The sequence below is a fragment of the Pseudarthrobacter sp. NamE5 genome (genome assembly GCF_005796225.1).
Lineage (GTDB): Bacteria > Actinomycetota > Actinomycetes > Actinomycetales > Micrococcaceae > Arthrobacter.
The window spans coordinates 206,560-223,081 of the sequence record NZ_VAHO01000003.1; the positions used below are offsets into that span (position 1 = coordinate 206,560).

The following is a 16,522-nucleotide window of genomic DNA, read 5'->3' on the forward strand; positions in this document are numbered from 1 at the left end:
TTCGCTCGGCCAGACGGCCGACGATAAATACCGCCGCCGACCGTGCCGCCTTTGCCGGGGAACTCGGCGTGGCGGTCATAAGGCTGGTGGACAAGTACCACGACGACGGCGCTCCCCGCGGGCGGCGGCACCGACTGGTGGTGGCGCTGCACCCCGAACTCAAGACAACCAATCAATCACCCGCAGGCAAGGAGCAGGACAATGACTGACAACCGCGACTTCGAAATCGTTTACGACACGGAACTTCCCGGCACCCCCGAGCGGGTGTGGGATGCCGTCACCACCGGGACGCCCGCCTGGATGTTCCCTACGGACGAATGGCCCGACGTCAAGACGGTCAACGAGTATCCCCGCCACCTGGTGTCCAGGATTGACGGACCCGACGGCTGGTTCAACCAGCTCGAGCACGTCCTGGAACCGCTCGAAGGCGGACGTGCCCGCCTGCATTACGTCCACAGCGGGATCTTCGCAGACAACTGGGACCAGCAGTACGACGGCGCCAGCCGGCACACGGAGTTCTACCTGCACACCCTGGGCCAGTACCTGCAGTACTTCGACGGCCAACCGGTGGTGTTCACCGACATTCAGGGCCCGGCCGCGTCCCAGGCGCCCGATGGCTTCACCCGGCTCCGCACGGCCCTGGGGGTCGGGTCTGCGGGGCAGGGTTCGCAGGTGGACCTGGAGCTCGACGGCGTGGGCCGGCTGACAGGCGAAGTCGACTTCTTCAACGAGCACTTCCTGGGCCTGCGGACCGCCGATGCGATGTACCGGTTCTTCGGCCGCAATGCCTGGGGTGCTCCGGTGGGGATGACTGTGCATGACTTCAGCGGAGCCGGGGATTCGGAAACCACCGCCAAGGCGTGGGGCGACTTCCTGGAGCGGGTGTACGCCTAGGGCTGTGGACCGGCCCCGGCCGGCAGCGGCTGGCACCGGGGACAGTAGTAGATGTCCCGCTCTTCGTCGCCGTTGGGTTTCCCCAGCAGGCCGCGCCGAATAGGCGTCCCGCATTTGAGGCAGGGCTGGTGTTCACGGCGGTAGACCCAGTAGCCCGGCCGTCCGGCCATCCTCCCCACGGGCATGCCCCGCGCGTTGAGGATGGTGACGCGGCGGCCGGACCCCAGGTTGACCTCCAGGAGCTGCTTGGCGTCGGTCATCATGGTCCTCAGGTCCCTGACCGCCGACACCGGCGAGGCGGGGTGGACTCCGGACAGGAAGCACGCCTCGCACCGGTAGATGTTGCCGATTCCGGCCAGGTTCCGCTGGTCCAGCAACGCTACGCCAACAGGGACATCGGGGGCCGAGCGGATCCGCCGCTCGGCCTCGTCAAGGTCCCAGTCCGGCCCCAGCAGGTCCGGTCCCAGGAACCCCACAATGGAGTCCTCGTCCGCCGTGGCCACCACTTCCACGATCCCCAGGGAAAAGCCGACGGCGTCCGCAGCCTTGGTGCGCAGGACGCAGCGGGCAGTGTAGCCGGGTTTCCGCCACCTTCCGCCGGGCGGATAGACCTGCCAGGTTCCCTCCATCTTCAGGTGTGAATGGATGGTGAGCTTCCTGTCGTCCGGTCCCACCACACGCATCAGCAGGTGCTTGCCGCGGGGCACCACCTCGGCCACGGTCCAACCGGCCAGGTTCAGGGTGGCGAAGCGCGGCACGCGGAAATCAGAGGCGAGGAGCGTTTGCCCGGCCAGCGCCTGGTGCAGCTGGTGGGCGGCGCGCCAGACGGAATCACCTTCAGGCACGGATTCTCAGCCCCTTCGGGGTGGAGTATGCCCCGGCGGAGCTGAGAGCTGCGGCCACTGGGGTGTCCAGGATTTCGTGTCCGTTGACTTTCTCCATGATCAGCTTGTCGACGGCACCGCGCGTGACCACGCCCACGAGCGCCGTGCCCGCCGCCGCCAGAACGTCCTCATGGTCGCTGAAGGCAAGCAGTGTCTTTCCGCCCCGTTCCACGTAGAGGACCAGAGCCCCGTCCACCAGGACCACCAGGGCACCCGCCTTCCGTCCGGGACGGTGTCCGGTGCCAGCCTCGTCATGAAGCGCAGGCCAGGGGAGGGCTGCGCCGTAGGGGTTGGCGGGATCTGTTGCGGCCAGGGCGAGCGCCACCGGTTCCGGCCTGGCAAGCTGCGTGTCCTCGGAGTACGAGCGCAGCCGGTCCACGGTGGCCGGAACGGCGAACTGGGCTGCACCCAGATGCTCGATGAAGTAGCCGCGGCGGCACCGGCCTGCCTCCTCCAGTCGGGCCAGGACTTTATACATCAGGCCGAAACCGCCCAGGATTTGTTCTGCCATCACTGAACCCCTGGTTACTACGCCGTACCGATCCAGCAGGAGTTCGGCAGTAGCGCGGGCGTGGATGGTCGGATCGAGTTCGGGCTGTGGCAGGGCTGACCAACGCCCGGCGGCCATAGGTGGTGTTGGCACGGCGCCGGTGCCCGTGCCGTACCGGCCGCCGGCCAGCCCCGGCGAGCCCAGGAGGCCGGTCCCGTGGGAACGGCCCAGCCTGCTGAGCCGCGGAGCGCGGGCCCGGGGCGCCCGCGCAACCTGCCGATGGGCCGTGTGTCCGCCCGCGATAAGTGCCCGGACCGGCGTGAAGGTGTCACCGGTGATCCGGCCCGCCCATGCCAAGTCCCACAGGGCTGCCACCACTTCCTGGTCGCCCAGCACTGAGTCCATGCCGCCGGCCACGTCCGTCAGTTGCCGGAAGAAGTAGCCGCCGCCGTTGTTCCGGAGGTGGTCCAGCAGCCGCTGCTGGGCGTCACCGGGTTCGTAGTCGGGAGCGGGGTTCAGGGTCAGCTCCGCGGAGTCGGCCAGGTGGAAGCTGATCCATCCGTCGTTTCCGGGCAGGGCACCGGCGCCGGACCAGAGGATTTCTCCCGCCGCCATGAGCTCGTCGAGCATGGCCGGTTGGTAGTTGGCCACCCTGCCGGCGAGGACCAAGGGTTCCCATGCCGATGCCGGAATGGGGACCCCGGAGAGCTGGTCGATGGCAGTGACAATGCCGTCCAGGCCGCGGAGGGAAGGCTGGCCGCGGCCGCCGCCAGGGGTGCGGACGTGCTGCCAGGCCGGCAGGAAACGCCCGTAGGCTGCTGCGTCCACGGGTTCCACTTCGGCGCGCAGGGCAGCAAGCGAACGACGGCGGAGCTTCCGCAGCACCTCGGCGTCGCACCATTCATTGGCCAGCGCGTGCTGGGGCAGGTTCGGCAGGGCCTGTGCCGCCGCGGTTTGGGTACCCTCTTCCGGGCCGCTGCCGGGCGTAGGTTCCGGAGGCGCCGGATGTGGCCGGAACTCGCCCTCCACCACGCGGCCATCCGCGGCCAGCCGCTTCAGGGCGGTGCCCACTACTGCCACGCCCAGTCCCAGCCGGGCTGCTGCTTCCGCCGCCGTGAACGGCCCGTGGGTGCGGGCGTACCGGGACACCAGGTCCCCGAGGGGATCGGCGACCGGTTCGATAAAGGCCAGCGGTACCCCCATGGGAAGGGGGACGCCGATGGCATCGCGCAGCCGCGCCGCGTCCTCAACAGCAGCGAAACGCTCGACGCCGCCGATATTGACCTTGATGGCACGATTTGCCCGCTGCAGGGCCATGAGGTGTGCAGTGGCGGACTCGATGCTTTCATGGGCTGCTTCGGGTACAGGTTCGGCATCAGCCAGCCCGGGTTCAGCCTCTGATGGTTCGGTGCTGCCATGTGCCGCAGCTGATTTGCTGCCGGTATCCAGCCCGGCCGCTGCTTCCACCGCCTGCAGCCGGACCGCGGCTTCGTCGGGAGCCAGGGGCCCGAGAAGCCGCAGCAGGTCCGCCACTCCTTCCAGCCCGCGGACCCGGCGGTCCGGTGTCAGCCGCTGCAGCTCGCGCTCCGTGGCCTCGATAACCTTGGCGTCGAGCAGCTCCCGCAGCTCCACCCGCCCCAGCAGCTCGTTGAGGAGGGTTGAGTCCAGGGCCAGGGCAGCGGCACGGCGCTCTGCCAGCGGGGAGTCGCCCTCGTAGAGGAACTGCGCCACATACCCGAACAGCAGGGACTTGGCGAACGGCGACGGCTGCTGGGTGGTGGTCTGGACAATCCTCAGCTCACGCCGCTCCACGGAAGCGGCAATGTCCTTCAGCGCCGGTAAATCGTAAACGTCCTGCAGGCATTCACGGACAGTTTCCAGCACGATGGGAAAGGCCGGGTACTTCCTGGCGACGTCCAGCAGTTGGGCTGAACGCTGCCGCTGCTGCCACAGGGGCTGCCGCTTGCCGGGTGTCTGCCGTGGCAGCAGCAGGGCCCGGGCGGCGCATTCCCTGAACCGCGAAGCGAACAGCGCGCTGCCGCCCACTTCTGCCGTGACAATTTGCTCCAGTTCCTCGGGGTCAAACAGGAACAGCTCCGCTCCCGGCGGCTCGTCCTCCATCATGGGCACGCGCAGGACGATGCCGTCGTCCGCGGCCATGGCGGAACCGTCCAGTCCGTACCGCTGGTGGAGCCGCTGCCCGACGGCGAGGGCCCAGGGCGCGTGCACCGGCATGCCGAAGGGGCTGTGCAGGATTACCCTCCAGTCGCCCAGCTCATCGTGGAACCGCTCCACCACCAGCGTGGTGTCGCTCGGGACTACCTCGGTGGCCTGTTTCTGCTCCGTTAGGTACTGGATGAGGTTGTTGGCTGCGAACTCGTCCAGGCCGCTGGCCTTGCAGCGTTCCGTGGCAGGACCGGTGTCGGACGCGGACAGTTCACGGACAAACGCGCCGAGGGCGCGGCCAAGGTCGACGGGCCGGCCCAGCGAATCGCCCTTCCAGAAGGGAAGCTTGCCCGGCTGGCCGAAGGCGGGGGAGACGAGCACGCGGTCGTGGGTGATGTCCTCGATTTTCCAGCTGGTGGCGCCCAGGGCGAAGACATCGCCCACCCTGGACTCGTACACCATCTCCTCGTCCAGCTCGCCCACGCGCCGGCCGCCTTTGGGCGCGGGAGCGGGCTTTCCGTCCGCCGAAGGCGACGCTGTTCCTTCCATCTCCGTGCCGATGATGTAGACGCCAAAGAGGCCTCGGTCCGGGATGGTGCCGCCGGAGGTGACGGCGAGCCGCTGGGCTCCCGGCCTGCCTTCGATGGTGCCGGCGTTGCGGTCCCAGACAATCCGGGGACGGAGTTCCGCAAATTCGTCCGAGGGGTAGCGGCCGGCCAACAGGTCCAGCGTGGCCTCGAAGGCCGAGCGGGGGAGTGACGCGAAGGGGGCGGAGCGCCGGACGGTGGCGAACCATTCCTCGACGTCGATGCTGCCCAGAGCTGTGGCAGCCACGGTCTGCTGCGCGAGGATGTCCAGCGGGTTGGTGGGAATGCTGAGGCGCTCGATCCTGCCGTCCAGCATCCGTTCAACCGTAATGGCGGTATGGACCAGGTCCGCGCGGTGTTTCGGGAAGAGAACTCCTTGCGAGACTTCTCCCACCTGGTGGCCTGCGCGGCCCACACGCTGCAGGCCGCTTGCCACCGACGGCGGCGATTCCACCTGCACCACCAGGTCCACTGCCCCCATGTCGATGCCTAGTTCCAAGGATGACGTGGCCACCACGCAGCGCAGCCGCCCGGACTTCAGGTCATCCTCAATGAGGGCCCGCTGGTCCTTCGAGACTGAACCGTGGTGGGCGCGTGCCAACACGGGATCCGCCCCCGCAGAGCTTCCTGCCTGTGCCATCATGTGTGCCGGCGTGCCGGTGGAGGCAGGGACGCCGGGTGCGGGGAGGGGCCCGGGATCGTCCCAGCCGCCACCCACTGCCACCAGCTGACGCTCCGCATGGATCTCGTTGAGGCGTGCCGTCAGCCGCTCGGCCAGGCGGCGTGAATTGGCGAACACAATGGTGGACTGGTTTGCCAGTACAAGGTCAACAATTTTCTCTTCCACGTGCGGCCAGATGGACGCCTGGGGCTGCAGCCCGGAGGCAGGTCCGGAGTCAAAAGCGCCGGCAGCGCCCTGCAGGTCCGACATGTCCTCCACCGGGACCGAGACGGTAAGGTCCCAGTTTTTCCTGGCGGGAGGGGCAACTATTTCCACGGGGGCCGAACCGGCAAGGAACTGTGCCACCAGTTCCTTGGGCTCCACCGTGGCAGACAGGCCGATCCGCTGGGCTGGTTTGGGCAGCAGCGCATCCAGGCGTTCGAGCGAGACCGCCAGGTGGGCGCCGCGTTTGGTGCCGGCCACGGCGTGGACCTCGTCAATGATGATGGTGTCCACTTCGGTGAGGGTTTCCCGTGCCCTGGAGGTCAGCATCAGGAACAGCGATTCCGGTGTGGTGATGAGGATGTCCGGCGGATTGCTGAGCAGCAGGCGGCGGTCCGCGGCGGTGGTGTCCCCGGACCGGACGCCCACTGTAATCAGGGGTGCCGGCAGTCCGAGCCGTTTGGCGGTTTGGGTGATGCCTATCAGCGGCGAACGCAGGTTCCTTTCCACGTCCACGCCCAGCGCCTTAAGGGGCGAAATGTAGAGAACGCGGGTCTTGCGCTTCGGTGCGCGCGTCCGCTTGCCTTGCGCCGGGCGCTTCGAAACGCCGCCTTCTGCCGCCGCGGCCTCCGCGCCGACGGCCCCATCAGCCGTTTCCGGCGCCCCAGTAGAAGATACGAGCAGCCGGTCCAGCCCCCAGAGAAAGGCGGCAAGCGTCTTTCCGGATCCCGTGGGAGCCACCACCAGGGCATGGGAGCCGGACGAGATGGCCCGCCAGGCGCCTTCCTGGGCGGGAGTGGGCTCTGAGAACGCGCCCAGGAACCAGTCGCGGGTTGGCCTGCTGAACTGGGTCATGGGCTCAGGTGCAGTATCCGCGCCGGCAGCACTGCCGGGCGGAGTGATACCACGCGCTGTGGGCTTTTCCCGGTTCATGCCTCCATCATGCCCCAAGCCACCCACAGCGGCGCCGGTTGGCCAGCGGACCGCCGGAAGCGGCCCAGGAACCCGTCCCCAGCGCCTGGGCTCAAGCCTTGTCCACCACGGGAAGGTTCTTCGTGGCCGGGCCTTCCAGGAGCTTTCCTTCGTTGGTGAAGCGGGAGCCGTGCAGGGGGCAGTCCCACGTCAGTTCACTGTCGTTCCAGTGCAGGATCCCGCCCATATGGGTGCACACAGCGGAAAGCTTGCACGTGGTGCCGCCCACCGTGGACACGGCAACCGGTTTTGATCCTTCCCGGTAGACCTTGCCTTCGCCTTCACCCGGAGCTGCCGGCGCGGGAGGCGGAGCGGGCTCCTTCTTGTCCTTCCGCAGGCCCTCGGCGGCCAACTGGCCCCAGCCGGACGCCATTGTGGCTGCAACCCCTGCGTTGAGCGCGACGGCGGAGAAGGCACCGGAGGGGGAGGTGACCCGGTGGTGGATGGTGTCTGCCCAGGGCACGTTTCCGCCCAGGATGTCAGCTGAGATTCCGACGGCGGCCGCCACGGCATTGGTCATGCCCCACTTGTTGTAGCCGGTCCCGAAGTAGACATGACCCTTGCCCCGGGGGAACTTGCCGAAGAAGGGCATGAGGTTGGTGGGCAGGTAGTCCTGCGCGGACCAGGTGTGGGTGGTCACCGCACCGGGATAGTGCTGCGCGGCCCAATCCAGGAGGCTGCCCAAATGGTGCTTCTCGGACCGCGCCCGGCCCACGTGGTGGCCGTGTCCGCCCACCAGGAGCAGCCGCCGGCCGTCCACTTCGTAGTCCCGGAGCGAATGCGTTGGCTGTTCCACCGAGATGTACATCCCTGGGGGAGGGGTTTGGTCCTCCTGCAGCTGAAGCGCCGCGGCGTAGGAGCGGCTGGGCTTCAGCTTGGCGAAGTAAAGCCCCCTGTCCAGCACGGGGATGCCGGTGGCCAGCACTACCTCGTTGGCGGTGACCGTGCCGTGGTCGGTGTGCACCGTGGCAGGCCTGGCGCCGGTGACGTCCTGCAGCCGCACCCCGCCTACTATCGACCCGCCGCGGCTGCGGATGTCGGCCACCAGGGTATCCAGCACTTCCAGCGGATTGATTTGCGCCTGGTTCGCGAGGCGTACCGCGCCGTGGACGGCAAACGGCAGCCCGGCGTCGCGCACGTATTCCATGTCCAGCCCGGCAGTGGTGCCGGCGCTGACCTCTTCCCGGAGCTTTTCCGTCCCCTGCGGGGACGTTGCGTAGGTGTAGGCATCCCGGCGCTGGTAGGCCACGCCGTGTTCGTCGAGGTAGCGCAGGAGCCACGCCTGGCCTTCACGGTTGCCATCGACGTAAGCCTGCACCTGCTTTTGGGAGTACTGGCGGGACAGCTGTGACAGGAAGGTCCCCTGCAGCAGGGTGACTTTGGCCGTGGTGTTTCCCGTGGTCACGGCACCCGGGTACCTGGCCTCAAGGACGAGCACCTTCTGCCCGGAGCGGGCCAGCAGCAGTGCGGTCACCAGTCCAGTCAGCCCTGCGCCGGCCACCACGGTGTCATGGCTGCTTCCTGGCTCGAACGGATCACTGGTGAAGGAGTCGCTGCGGTCCAACCAAATCGACGTCATGGCTGTTCAACCTGCCTTCGGTCCGAGGGCCCTCCCGGGCCAGTTTGTAATGGGTCTGTTATAGACCCTATCTATCCGCGGCGGATTTGCTAAGTATACTTACGATGTCGGGGTTTAAGTCTATGGTCAGTTGGCAGCCCGGCAGCCAAGATGTGAACATAACGGCAAACAGCAGGAGAAATCATGACAAGCATGAGTTCCGACGGCCGAGCAGCAGGCCGGACCAACATTCAAAAAGCCGCCCTCGCAGTGGGAGCTGTGTTCCTTCTGGTGGGCGTCCTGGGGTTCATTCCTGGCATCACCACCCAGTACGAAACCCTCGGTTTCGCGGGGCACGAGTCCCAGGCGTTGCTGCTAGGTATTTTCCAGGTGTCGATACTGCACAACATCGTCCACCTCCTCTTCGGCGCAGCCGGCATCGCCATGGCCCGCAGTGCTGCACAGTCAAAGAACTACCTGGTGGTGGGCGGCGCGATCTACCTGGTCCTGTGGATCTACGGCCTGCTGATCGGCAAGGACACGGCGGCCAACTTCGTCCCCGTCAACGTCGCGGATGACTGGCTGCACTTCGTCCTTGGCGTGGCAATGCTTGGCCTGGGATTCGCCCTGTCCCGCGGGACGGCCCGCGCCGGCCGCACCACCACAGCCCACTAACACCACCTGGGTTTGGGCATCAGCACCAAGGCCAGTAAACGAGCAGCAAGAACACCACTGCAGGCGGTCCGGCACCTTGCCGGACCGCCTGCAGCTTCATGCGCCTGCGGCTTTATCAGGAACGTCAGGCCGGTTGGAACGGCCCGATGGTCAGCAGAGTGATGCCGGCGTTGCTGCAGGCCTTGGTGGGCTGGGGCAGGAACAGGGATGCGGTGTCCTCGGGCGGGTAGATCCGGTAGCCGGCGGCGTCCACCATGGCACAGTCGGTGTAGTTTCCCGCCTGGGTGTAGCGCAGCACGGCGGTGCCCGTTCCGCCCGGGGCCAGCAGGACGTCCGCCGGGGCTGTTGCTTGATCCCGCTGGGCCGGGGCACCGATGGGGGCGCCGGTGTTGTCCGCTGCCAGGGAGACGCCGGGGAAGCCCCGGAGGATGCACGGTTCGGAGCCCGTGTTGGTGAGGTTGAGCTTCATGTAAACGCTCCCGGCGGCGCCGCCGCCGGATGCGTCGGTTGCCGCAGAAAGCCCGGCCGCCTTGCACAGTCCTGGTGACGGTGCGGGAGCGGCAGGGGAGGAGGCGGACATGCCGGGTGACGGGTCCGCGGACGACGGCGTCGTGGACGTTGTGGTAGGTGCGGACGGTGCGCCCGGGCTGGCCGTGCCGCTGGCAGGGCCGGTGGCCGCAGGCGGCGTCGATTGCGTTTGCGGCTGGCTTGGACTGCACGCACTGAGCATCAGTGCTGCCGCCGCTGCCGCCGTCGTCATGGCCAACCCCTGGAAAATTCGCTGAGACCTCATGGCACCACCTTCATGGCAGCGGCTGCCCGCGTCAACGGCGCCACGAGGCGGCGAAGCATTTTGACGCCCGGATCGTGATGATCCGGGCGTCAAACGGGTAGCCCTGCTGAGGCGGGGCCCTGCCTGGCGGCTCTCCCGGCTTAGTCCCCTTTTGCTTAGCCGCCCGTTGTGTTGCTGCTGCCGGTTCCACTGCGCCGGGCAACGCTGCGGATGAAGGCAGCTCCGCCCAGCGCCAGTCCAGCCACACCGGCTCCCAGGCCTGCCCAGCTCCGCGCGTCCGCACCGCCGTCGGCTATTGCTGCCACCTTTTCGCCGGCATGGGGTGCAGCCGGGGAAGCTGCGCCGTGACCTCCACTACTGACCTCCTCCGTGACGGTGAGCGACGGCGCGGGAGCGGCCAGCGAGTGCGGGTCCTGGCCGTCCCGGGCGATGTCGGACCAGTCGGTCTGGCCCGTCTCGCAGGTCTGGAGCGTGGGGAAGTAGAGCGTTGATCCTGGTGCGTCGGGCAGTTTCACCGAGAGGACCAAGGCGTCCCTGAGTTGGTGTTCGAGCGGGGCTTTGGCGGTGTAGACGATCTGGCTGGTGCGTTTGGTGATGGAGGTACCGTCCGCGAGCTTCTTAGGCTCAGGGAGCTGCTCGGTCACTTTCTCCACCGTCCAGTTGGGATTGACAGTGGGCTGTGCGTCGTTCAGTTCCGGCGGCAGGGTGATGGCCACTTTGGTGGTCCCGGAGCCGTCGCAGCCGTGCGGGATCCCGAAGGTGAGCAGGGCATAGGAGTTGGCTGAGGTCTTGTCCGGCGTCACGCCGACGTGTGCGGCGGCGCCGCCGGCCGCTGCCAGCAGGAGCGCGGCGGCGCTTCCGGTGGCTGCGGCAGCGGTCAGGGTACGGCGAAGGAATGGGGTTTTCATGGGTTGCCTTTCTGGCGCACGCCCCGTTGGCCGGGGGGTGCGTAACTTTCGTGGGGCCCGACGCCGGCAGGTTCCGGTGCCGGTCAGGAGGAGAGCGCGACGGCGGAAGGCGGGCCGCGGCGGCTGTCCTGCCGGAGGTTGCGCCAGGGACGCAACGGCGCGGCGGAAGGTGGAGAGGCAACGGATGGCTGGGCACCGCCGTCGTTTTTAAGGGGACGGGGGAGGGCAAAGAGCGGCCGAAGCCAGTTGGCAAGCGCCCACAGCGCGTCCTCGCCCTTGGCAAGCATGAACGCGGACCCCAAGGTCGCCGTCACGTGGGCTGCAAGCATCAGGGGCCCGGAGCCTGCGCCGGCCCCGTACAGGTGGTCAACCATGGGGGCCAGGACGGCGGATCCGGAGTGGTGCCCCTCATGGATCAAGTTGCTGCCGGGCAGTGCCGTAACCGGAGGAGCGCTGAATCCGGTAAAGACCTTATGCAGCACCAACTGGCCGCCGCCCAGGAGCGCTGCCATGGCGGGAAAGCCCAGCTTCAGGCGGGTAGCCGTGGTGCCGGCCAGGGCGGTCAATGCGAGCATGGCCAGCATGATGACCGGCTGGGGGAGGGCTCCTCCGCCCGCAAGGTGGGCGCCGGCGGCAAGCGTCAGGATGACAGTGCTCAGTGCTGAGGCGCGGAGGAGGTGGAAGGGGGTCCGTGGACGGTGCGTTCGCACGGATAGCTCCTTCCAGTGGCGGAACGGGCCAAGGGCAGGGGGCGCCGGTCCAGGTTTTGGTTGTTCCGATTCTATCGTTTGCTACGGCCGCTTCCGTGGCTGATGGTTGCTGCAGCACGGCTTCGCGCCCACTGCGCGGAAGCGTTCCGGCTATGTACCCTCTGTTCAGGGCCGCGTTAGACTGCCAGCGTATGTGTCGGCGATCTTGAGGAGAAGTTCATGGACTACAACGGGAGCCAGTCAGAGAAGGCCATTCCAGCCGGTGAACTTGGCCGCAGCCACATCGGCCAATCCATCAGCTTCCAGCCCAACGAATTCACAGTCGTTTTTGGCAAACTGGCCGGAATCGCCCGCACGGAGGCGATGGTTTACCTGTCCCTGCAGGGGGTAGGCAACGGCACCCACCTGAAGGATGAGTACGACCTGCCGGTCACCCACGATGTTTACGTGCCGGTGGATGTCATCACCAATGCGGAGTCCACCATCAAGGATCTGTTCGGCAAGGTGCAGGAGAACCTGCGCGGCGCCGGGCACAAGGGCGGCGAGGACCGGAGCGACCGGTTGTAGCGCAGAGCCCTGACTGACAGGGCACAGAAGTGCAGGAGAAGGCTGGTACCCCTGGGTACCAGCCTTCTGTTGTCCCGCAGGCGGGGGGTACCTCAGCCGAGAATTGTTGAACAATGCCTTGCGGGGATTGTTCAACAACCTGTATCGTCGATCGGGACGATCATTGTGACTCCTGTCACCCTAGGCATTGGACTGATCCATGGCAGAAACCGGCATCAAACTGAATATGAGCTCCTCTGCTCGGCGCACGGCCCTCATGGGAGCTATGTTCCTGATGGCCACCAGCGCCATCGGACCGGGCTTCATCACGCAGACCACGGTCTTCACTGCGCAGATCGGCGCATCGTTCGCTTTCGCGATCCTGGCCTCGATTCTCATCGACATCGCTGTCCAGATGAATGTGTGGCGCGTCATCGGCGTTTCCGGGCTTCGCGCCCAGGAGCTGGGCAACAAAGTCATCCCCGGCATCGGCTGGTTCCTGGCCGGCCTGGTCTTCCTCGGCGGCGTCGTCTTTAACATCGGGAACATCGCCGGAACGGGCCTGGGTGCTAATGCCATGATGGGCGTTGACCCGAAGGTGGGCGGCACCGTGTCAGCCGTCGTCGCCATCCTGATCTTCCTCAGCAAGAAGGCCGGCATGGCGCTGGACCGGATCGTGGTCCTGCTCGGCGCCGTCATGATCCTGCTGATGATCTACGTGGCTGTTGTCGCCGCCCCGCCCCTGGGTGAGGCCCTGAAGAACACCATCCTGCCCGAGACTGTCGACTTTCTCATCATCACCACCCTGGTGGGCGGAACCGTGGGCGGCTACATCACCTACGCGGGTGCCCACCGCATGCTCGACTCGGGCGCCACCGGCGTCAGGCACGTCAAGGAGATCACCCGCAGCTCCGTCCTGGGCATCCTGGTCACCGGCCTCATGCGGGTGCTCCTCTTCCTGGCCATCCTGGGGGTGGTAGCCGGCGGCACGGTCCTCACCAGCAACAACATGGCGGCCGAAGCTTTCGGCACCGCAGCCGGCGAAATTGGCCTTCGGATGTTTGGCGTGGTTCTCTGGGCCGCCGCCATCACCTCGGTGATCGGCGCAGCGTTCACCTCCGTCTCCTTCATCACCTCGTCCCGCACCCCGGAGCGTAAGCGCAACCTCATCACCGTTGCCTTCATCGCCGGCTGTGCCATCGTGTATGCCTTCCTCGGCCAGGCACCGCAGCAGCTGCTGATCTTCGCAGGCGCCTTCAACGGGCTGATCCTGCCGGTTGGCTTCGCTGTCCTCCTTTGGGTGGCCTGGCGGCGCCGGGACCTGTTGCACGGCTACGTGTACCCCAAGTGGCTGCTGATTGTCGGCGTCCTGACCTGGTTCCTCACGTTGTTCCTTGGCTGGAACTCGGTTATGGGCCTCGCGAAGCTGTGGTCATGACCAGCCGGGCCTCCCTGCTTCCCGCCGAGGCCCGCAAGGCCACCTTTGAGGCAGCGCTGCAGGACGGGGGCATCCGGATTGCGCACATCGACCAGGGCGTCAACGTGCCGATGTACCGGACCAACCGGCAGTGCGCTCCGGCCGGTCCGATGTCCGGTCCGCTGGTGGTTTCCATGCGCCCCGTTCCCGCGGCGCAGGTTGCCGACGCTGTCCGCATCACGTCCCGCTACCCGGCTGTCCACGGCGCTCCCGTCCATGTGGGCAACCCGCACGAACTGGGCATCAGCGACCTGGCCAGGCCTGATTTCGGTGATGCAGTGAAGATACCGGATGGCTACCTGCCGGTCTTCTGGGCCTGCGGGGTGACGCCCCAGGCGGCAGTCATGCAGTCGCGGCCCCCGCTGGCCATCGGCCATGCACCCGGCCATATGCTGATCACCGACGCCCGGGACAGCGCTTATGTAGTCCCTTAGGGGACAACCGAAAGGTGTGGGGCAGGAGGAACTCCTGCCCCACACCATTTTTAGCCTGTCCGTTGCCTGTTCTACACGGCGCGCTGCCGCAGCTCCGACTGGCGGTCCTGCTCGTCGCCCAGATGCGCCAGCAGCTCCGCCTCGGCCGAGTCCAGGTACGCGCGCAATCCGGCTGCTGCTTCCTCCCGCTTGCCCGCGCGCAGCTGCTTTACCAGCGTCACGTTCCGGTCCACGTAATGGCTGTGGAAGTCCGGTGCTGACGACATGCTGTGGAACACCAGCCGCATTTCGGCGAGCACGCGGTCCATGAGCCCCTGGAGCGACGTGCTGCCGGTCAGGGCCACCACGGCCCGGTGCAGGGATTGGTTGGCGTCCGCCATGTCGGGGACCGACCCGCTGTCCCGGGCCTGCTGCGCCTGCTGCACAATGGCTTCCAGGTTATCCAGCACCTTGGGCGTAACGTCACCCCACAGCACCGCTGCCGGCTCGATCATCCGGCGCACCCGGTAGATTTCGCGGACTTCCTCCACGCCCGGCGACGCTACGAAGACCCCGCGGTTGGGAATGCGGGTCACGATGGATTCGCCGGCAAGGGTGGAGAAGGCCTGCCGCAAAGTATTCCGTGAGACGCCCAGCGCTGCGGACAGCGGCTCCTCGGACAGTTTTGAGCCGGGAGTCAGTTCACCTGCTGCGATGCGGCTGCGGAGCACAGACGCGATCCACGCGGTGGTATGTGCGTGCTCGGCTGTGCCGTCTGCCAAAGTATTCATGGTCTCCCCAGGTTTCCGTCGACTAACGATGCTAGCTGACGGTGCCCAACACTTCACCGCGGGTCACGGCAGCGCCCGGCTCCTGCCCGCCCCGCCGGAACGTGCCCGCGCTGGAAGCCACCACCACGGTTTCCATCTTCATGGCTTCAAGGACGGCAACGGGCTCCCCGACGCCGATCCCGGCTCCGTCGTCGGCCACCCACTTGACCAGGTTTCCGCCCATGGGAGCGGTCACCTCCCCGTTTGAGTCCGCCTGTTCCCCGGCTGATGAAGGGCCGACGGCGGCGCTCCCGCCATGGAGCAGCGCATGGTAGACCTGTGCCGGCAGCCCGAGCTGGACGGCCTTGCCGTCTATTTCCACAGTGCATGTTTCGCGCTTGGCAACCGGACCGGCGGCCCCGCTTTTCAGGGACACCTCCAGGCGGCCTGCGAAGTCCGTTTCGATCCAGGTGGTGTAAACGCCCAGCCGGTCCTCGGCTGTGAAGTCCCCGTCCCGCACCACGGCGCGGTGGAAGGGAAGCACCGTGGGAACGCCCTCAATCCGGAGTTCATCCAGGGCAGCCCGGGCACGCCGCAACGCCTGCGCCCGGTCCTCGCCGTGGACAATCAGCTTGGCCATCAGGGAGTCGTATTCCGCCGGAATGACGGAGCCTGAACGGACACCGGAGTCCACCCGGATGCCGGCGCCAGTGGGAGCCTCGAAGACCTCCACAGGGCCGGGGGAGGGCAGGAAGCCCCTGCCGGCGTCTTCGGCGTTAAGCCGGAACTCGAAGGCATGGCCGGAGGGCGCCGGGTCCTCGGTGACGGATACGGGCAACCCGTCGGCGATGCGGAACTGTTCGCGTACCAGGTCCAGTCCGGAGGTCATCTCCGTGACCGGGTGCTCCACCTGAAGGCGGGTGTTCACTTCGAGGAACGAGATGACGCCGTCGGGCGCCACCAGGTACTCCACGGTCCCGGCACCGGTGTACCCGGCCTCACGGCAGATGGCGCGCGCCGATTCGTGGATCCGGCTGCGCTGTTCCCTGGTAAGGAACGGCGCCGGTGCCTCCTCAACGAGCTTTTGGTTGCGCCGCTGCAGGGAACAGTCACGCGTACCCACCACCACCACGTTTCCGTGGGTATCAGCCAGGACCTGTGCCTCGACGTGCCGCGGCCGGTCCAGGAACCGCTCCACGAAGCATTCGCCCCGGCCGAAGGCAACGGTGGCCTCACGGACTGCGGAATCGAAGGCGTCGTCGATGTCTTCCATCCGGTAGGCAATCTTTAGGCCCCTGCCGCCGCCGCCAAATGCCGCCTTGATGGCCACGGGGACACCGTATTCCGCCGCGAAGGCACGGACGGCATCAGCATCGGCCACCGGGCCATCACTGCCGGGCACCAGGGGCGCACCGGCCCGGACAGCTATTTCCCGGGCTGTGACCTTGTTTCCGAGGCTCCGGATGGCTTCCGGCGAGGGGCCCACCCACGTGAGTCCGGCGTCGAGCACTGCCTGCGCAAAGTCGGCGTTCTCGGAAAGGAAGCCGTAGCCGGGGTGCACCGCATCGGCGCCTGAACGGGCAGCGACGCCCAAGAGCTTCTGGATATCCAGGTAGGTCTGCGAGCTGGCTGAACCGCCCAGGGCGTAGGCCTCGTCGCTGAGGCGGACATGCAGGGAATCGGCGTCCGGGTCCGAGTACACGGCCACGGATGCCAGGTTTGCATCGGCGCAGGCACGGGCAATGCGGACAGCGATCTCGCCACGGTTGGCAATCAGGACTTTTTTCATGGCTGCT

General features: G+C 67.0%; 13 protein-coding genes and 2 pseudogenes. 7 read left to right on the top strand and 8 right to left on the bottom strand.

Features of this window, described 5'->3' with window-relative positions; translation table 11 throughout:
* Positions 1-20: 20 nt before the first annotated feature.
* Together FDW84_RS06215 and FDW84_RS06220 are read left to right on the top strand one after the other, a co-directional pair.
* Positions 21-209, top strand: a pseudogene (locus FDW84_RS06215) (ArsR family transcriptional regulator); the annotation flags it as partial.
* Positions 202-894, top strand: a complete 693-nt coding sequence (locus tag FDW84_RS06220; protein ID WP_138607595.1) for an SRPBCC family protein — start codon at positions 202-204, stop codon at positions 892-894. The pseudogene FDW84_RS06215 and the gene FDW84_RS06220, both read left to right, overlap by 8 nt.
* Here FDW84_RS06220 and FDW84_RS06225 read toward each other — a convergent pair.
* The 3 genes from FDW84_RS06225 to FDW84_RS06235 form a co-directional block, all read right to left on the bottom strand.
* Positions 891-1,739, bottom strand: a complete 849-nt coding sequence (locus tag FDW84_RS06225) for an Fpg/Nei family DNA glycosylase (protein WP_138607597.1) — start codon at positions 1,737-1,739, stop codon at positions 891-893. The genes FDW84_RS06220 and FDW84_RS06225 overlap by 4 nt on opposite strands.
* Positions 1,732-6,837 (bottom strand): DNA glycosylase AlkZ-like family protein, encoded by a 5,106-nt coding sequence (locus tag FDW84_RS06230; protein ID WP_171046674.1) that lies wholly within the window; start codon positions 6,835-6,837, stop codon positions 1,732-1,734. Before FDW84_RS06230 ends, FDW84_RS06225 begins: the two co-directional genes overlap by 8 nt.
* Positions 6,838-6,928: 91 nt before the next feature.
* Entirely contained in the window at positions 6,929-8,455 is a 1,527-nt protein-coding gene (locus FDW84_RS06235; protein WP_138607599.1) for an FAD-dependent oxidoreductase, read from the bottom strand.
* A gap of 192 nt (positions 8,456-8,647) precedes the next feature.
* On the opposite strand from FDW84_RS06235, the gene FDW84_RS06240 reads away from it, so the two are divergent.
* Positions 8,648-9,109 (top strand): DUF4383 domain-containing protein, encoded by a 462-nt coding sequence (locus FDW84_RS06240; protein ID WP_138607789.1) that lies wholly within the window; start codon positions 8,648-8,650, stop codon positions 9,107-9,109.
* A gap of 124 nt (positions 9,110-9,233) precedes the next feature.
* On the opposite strand, the gene FDW84_RS06245 is transcribed toward FDW84_RS06240, so the two are convergent.
* Positions 9,234-9,689 (bottom strand): DUF4232 domain-containing protein, encoded by a 456-nt coding sequence (locus tag FDW84_RS06245; protein WP_138607601.1) that lies wholly within the window; start codon positions 9,687-9,689, stop codon positions 9,234-9,236.
* Between FDW84_RS06245 and FDW84_RS19990 the strand changes: the two genes are divergently transcribed.
* A complete protein-coding gene (locus FDW84_RS19990; protein ID WP_371419137.1) occupies positions 9,688-9,894 on the top strand; it encodes a hypothetical protein in 207 nt (68 codons plus the stop codon). The two genes, FDW84_RS06245 and FDW84_RS19990, sit on opposite strands and share 2 nt — an antisense overlap.
* Before the next feature lie 163 nt (positions 9,895-10,057).
* Here the strand turns inward: FDW84_RS19990 and FDW84_RS06255 are convergent, their stop codons facing one another.
* Positions 10,058-10,810, bottom strand: coding sequence for a YcnI family copper-binding membrane protein (locus tag FDW84_RS06255; RefSeq protein WP_138607605.1), 753 nt, complete (start codon positions 10,808-10,810; stop codon positions 10,058-10,060).
* A gap of 83 nt (positions 10,811-10,893) precedes the next feature.
* The gene (locus FDW84_RS06260) at positions 10,894-11,520 is read right to left on the bottom strand and encodes a hypothetical protein (protein ID WP_138607607.1); all 627 of its coding nucleotides are present in this window, start codon (positions 11,518-11,520) and stop codon (positions 10,894-10,896) included.
* A 219-nt stretch (positions 11,521-11,739) separates the two neighbouring features.
* Between FDW84_RS06260 and FDW84_RS06265 the strand changes: the two genes are divergently transcribed.
* The 3 genes and pseudogenes from FDW84_RS06265 to FDW84_RS06275 all read left to right on the top strand — a co-directional run.
* Positions 11,740-12,087 (top strand): hypothetical protein, encoded by a 348-nt coding sequence (locus tag FDW84_RS06265; protein WP_138607609.1) that lies wholly within the window; start codon positions 11,740-11,742, stop codon positions 12,085-12,087.
* A 199-nt stretch (positions 12,088-12,286) separates the two neighbouring features.
* Positions 12,287-13,504: an NRAMP family divalent metal transporter gene (locus tag FDW84_RS06270; protein ID WP_138607611.1), complete on the top strand. Its 1,218-nt coding sequence runs from the start codon at positions 12,287-12,289 to the stop codon at positions 13,502-13,504.
* Between the two features lie 41 nt (positions 13,505-13,545).
* Positions 13,546-13,977, top strand: a pseudogene (locus FDW84_RS06275) (D-glutamate cyclase family protein); the annotation flags it as partial.
* Positions 13,978-14,048: 71 nt separating this feature from the next.
* On the opposite strand, the gene FDW84_RS06280 reads toward FDW84_RS06275, so the two are convergent.
* Together FDW84_RS06280 and FDW84_RS06285 are read right to left on the bottom strand one after the other, a co-directional pair.
* Positions 14,049-14,747 (bottom strand): GntR family transcriptional regulator, encoded by a 699-nt coding sequence (locus tag FDW84_RS06280; protein WP_138607613.1) that lies wholly within the window; start codon positions 14,745-14,747, stop codon positions 14,049-14,051.
* Positions 14,748-14,778: 31 nt separating this feature from the next.
* Complete coding sequence (locus tag FDW84_RS06285) at positions 14,779-16,515, bottom strand: acetyl/propionyl/methylcrotonyl-CoA carboxylase subunit alpha (protein WP_138607615.1); 1,737 nt, start codon at positions 16,513-16,515, stop codon at positions 14,779-14,781.
* Positions 16,516-16,522 lie beyond the last annotated feature (7 nt).

What these genes read in the sequence shown, in the direction of transcription:
- FDW84_RS06220 (WP_138607595.1), top strand. Translation starts at nt 202, where the DNA reads ATGACTGACAACCGCGACTTCGAAATCGTTTACGACACGGAACTTCCC.
- FDW84_RS06230 (WP_171046674.1), bottom strand. Translation starts at nt 6,837, where the DNA reads ATGAACCGGGAAAAGCCCACAGCGCGTGGTATCACTCCGCCCGGCAGT.
- FDW84_RS06235 (WP_138607599.1), bottom strand. Translation starts at nt 8,455, where the DNA reads ATGACGTCGATTTGGTTGGACCGCAGCGACTCCTTCACCAGTGATCCG.
- FDW84_RS06240 (WP_138607789.1), top strand. Translation starts at nt 8,648, where the DNA reads ATGAGTTCCGACGGCCGAGCAGCAGGCCGGACCAACATTCAAAAAGCC.
- FDW84_RS19990 (WP_371419137.1), top strand. Translation starts at nt 9,688, where the DNA reads ATGCCGGGTGACGGGTCCGCGGACGACGGCGTCGTGGACGTTGTGGTA.
- FDW84_RS06245 (WP_138607601.1), bottom strand. Translation starts at nt 9,689, where the DNA reads ATGTCCGCCTCCTCCCCTGCCGCTCCCGCACCGTCACCAGGACTGTGC.
- FDW84_RS06255 (WP_138607605.1), bottom strand. Translation starts at nt 10,810, where the DNA reads ATGAAAACCCCATTCCTTCGCCGTACCCTGACCGCTGCCGCAGCCACC.
- FDW84_RS06265 (WP_138607609.1), top strand. Translation starts at nt 11,740, where the DNA reads ATGGACTACAACGGGAGCCAGTCAGAGAAGGCCATTCCAGCCGGTGAA.
- FDW84_RS06270 (WP_138607611.1), top strand. Translation starts at nt 12,287, where the DNA reads ATGGCAGAAACCGGCATCAAACTGAATATGAGCTCCTCTGCTCGGCGC.
- FDW84_RS06280 (WP_138607613.1), bottom strand. Translation starts at nt 14,747, where the DNA reads ATGAATACTTTGGCAGACGGCACAGCCGAGCACGCACATACCACCGCG.
- FDW84_RS06285 (WP_138607615.1), bottom strand. Translation starts at nt 16,515, where the DNA reads ATGAAAAAAGTCCTGATTGCCAACCGTGGCGAGATCGCTGTCCGCATT.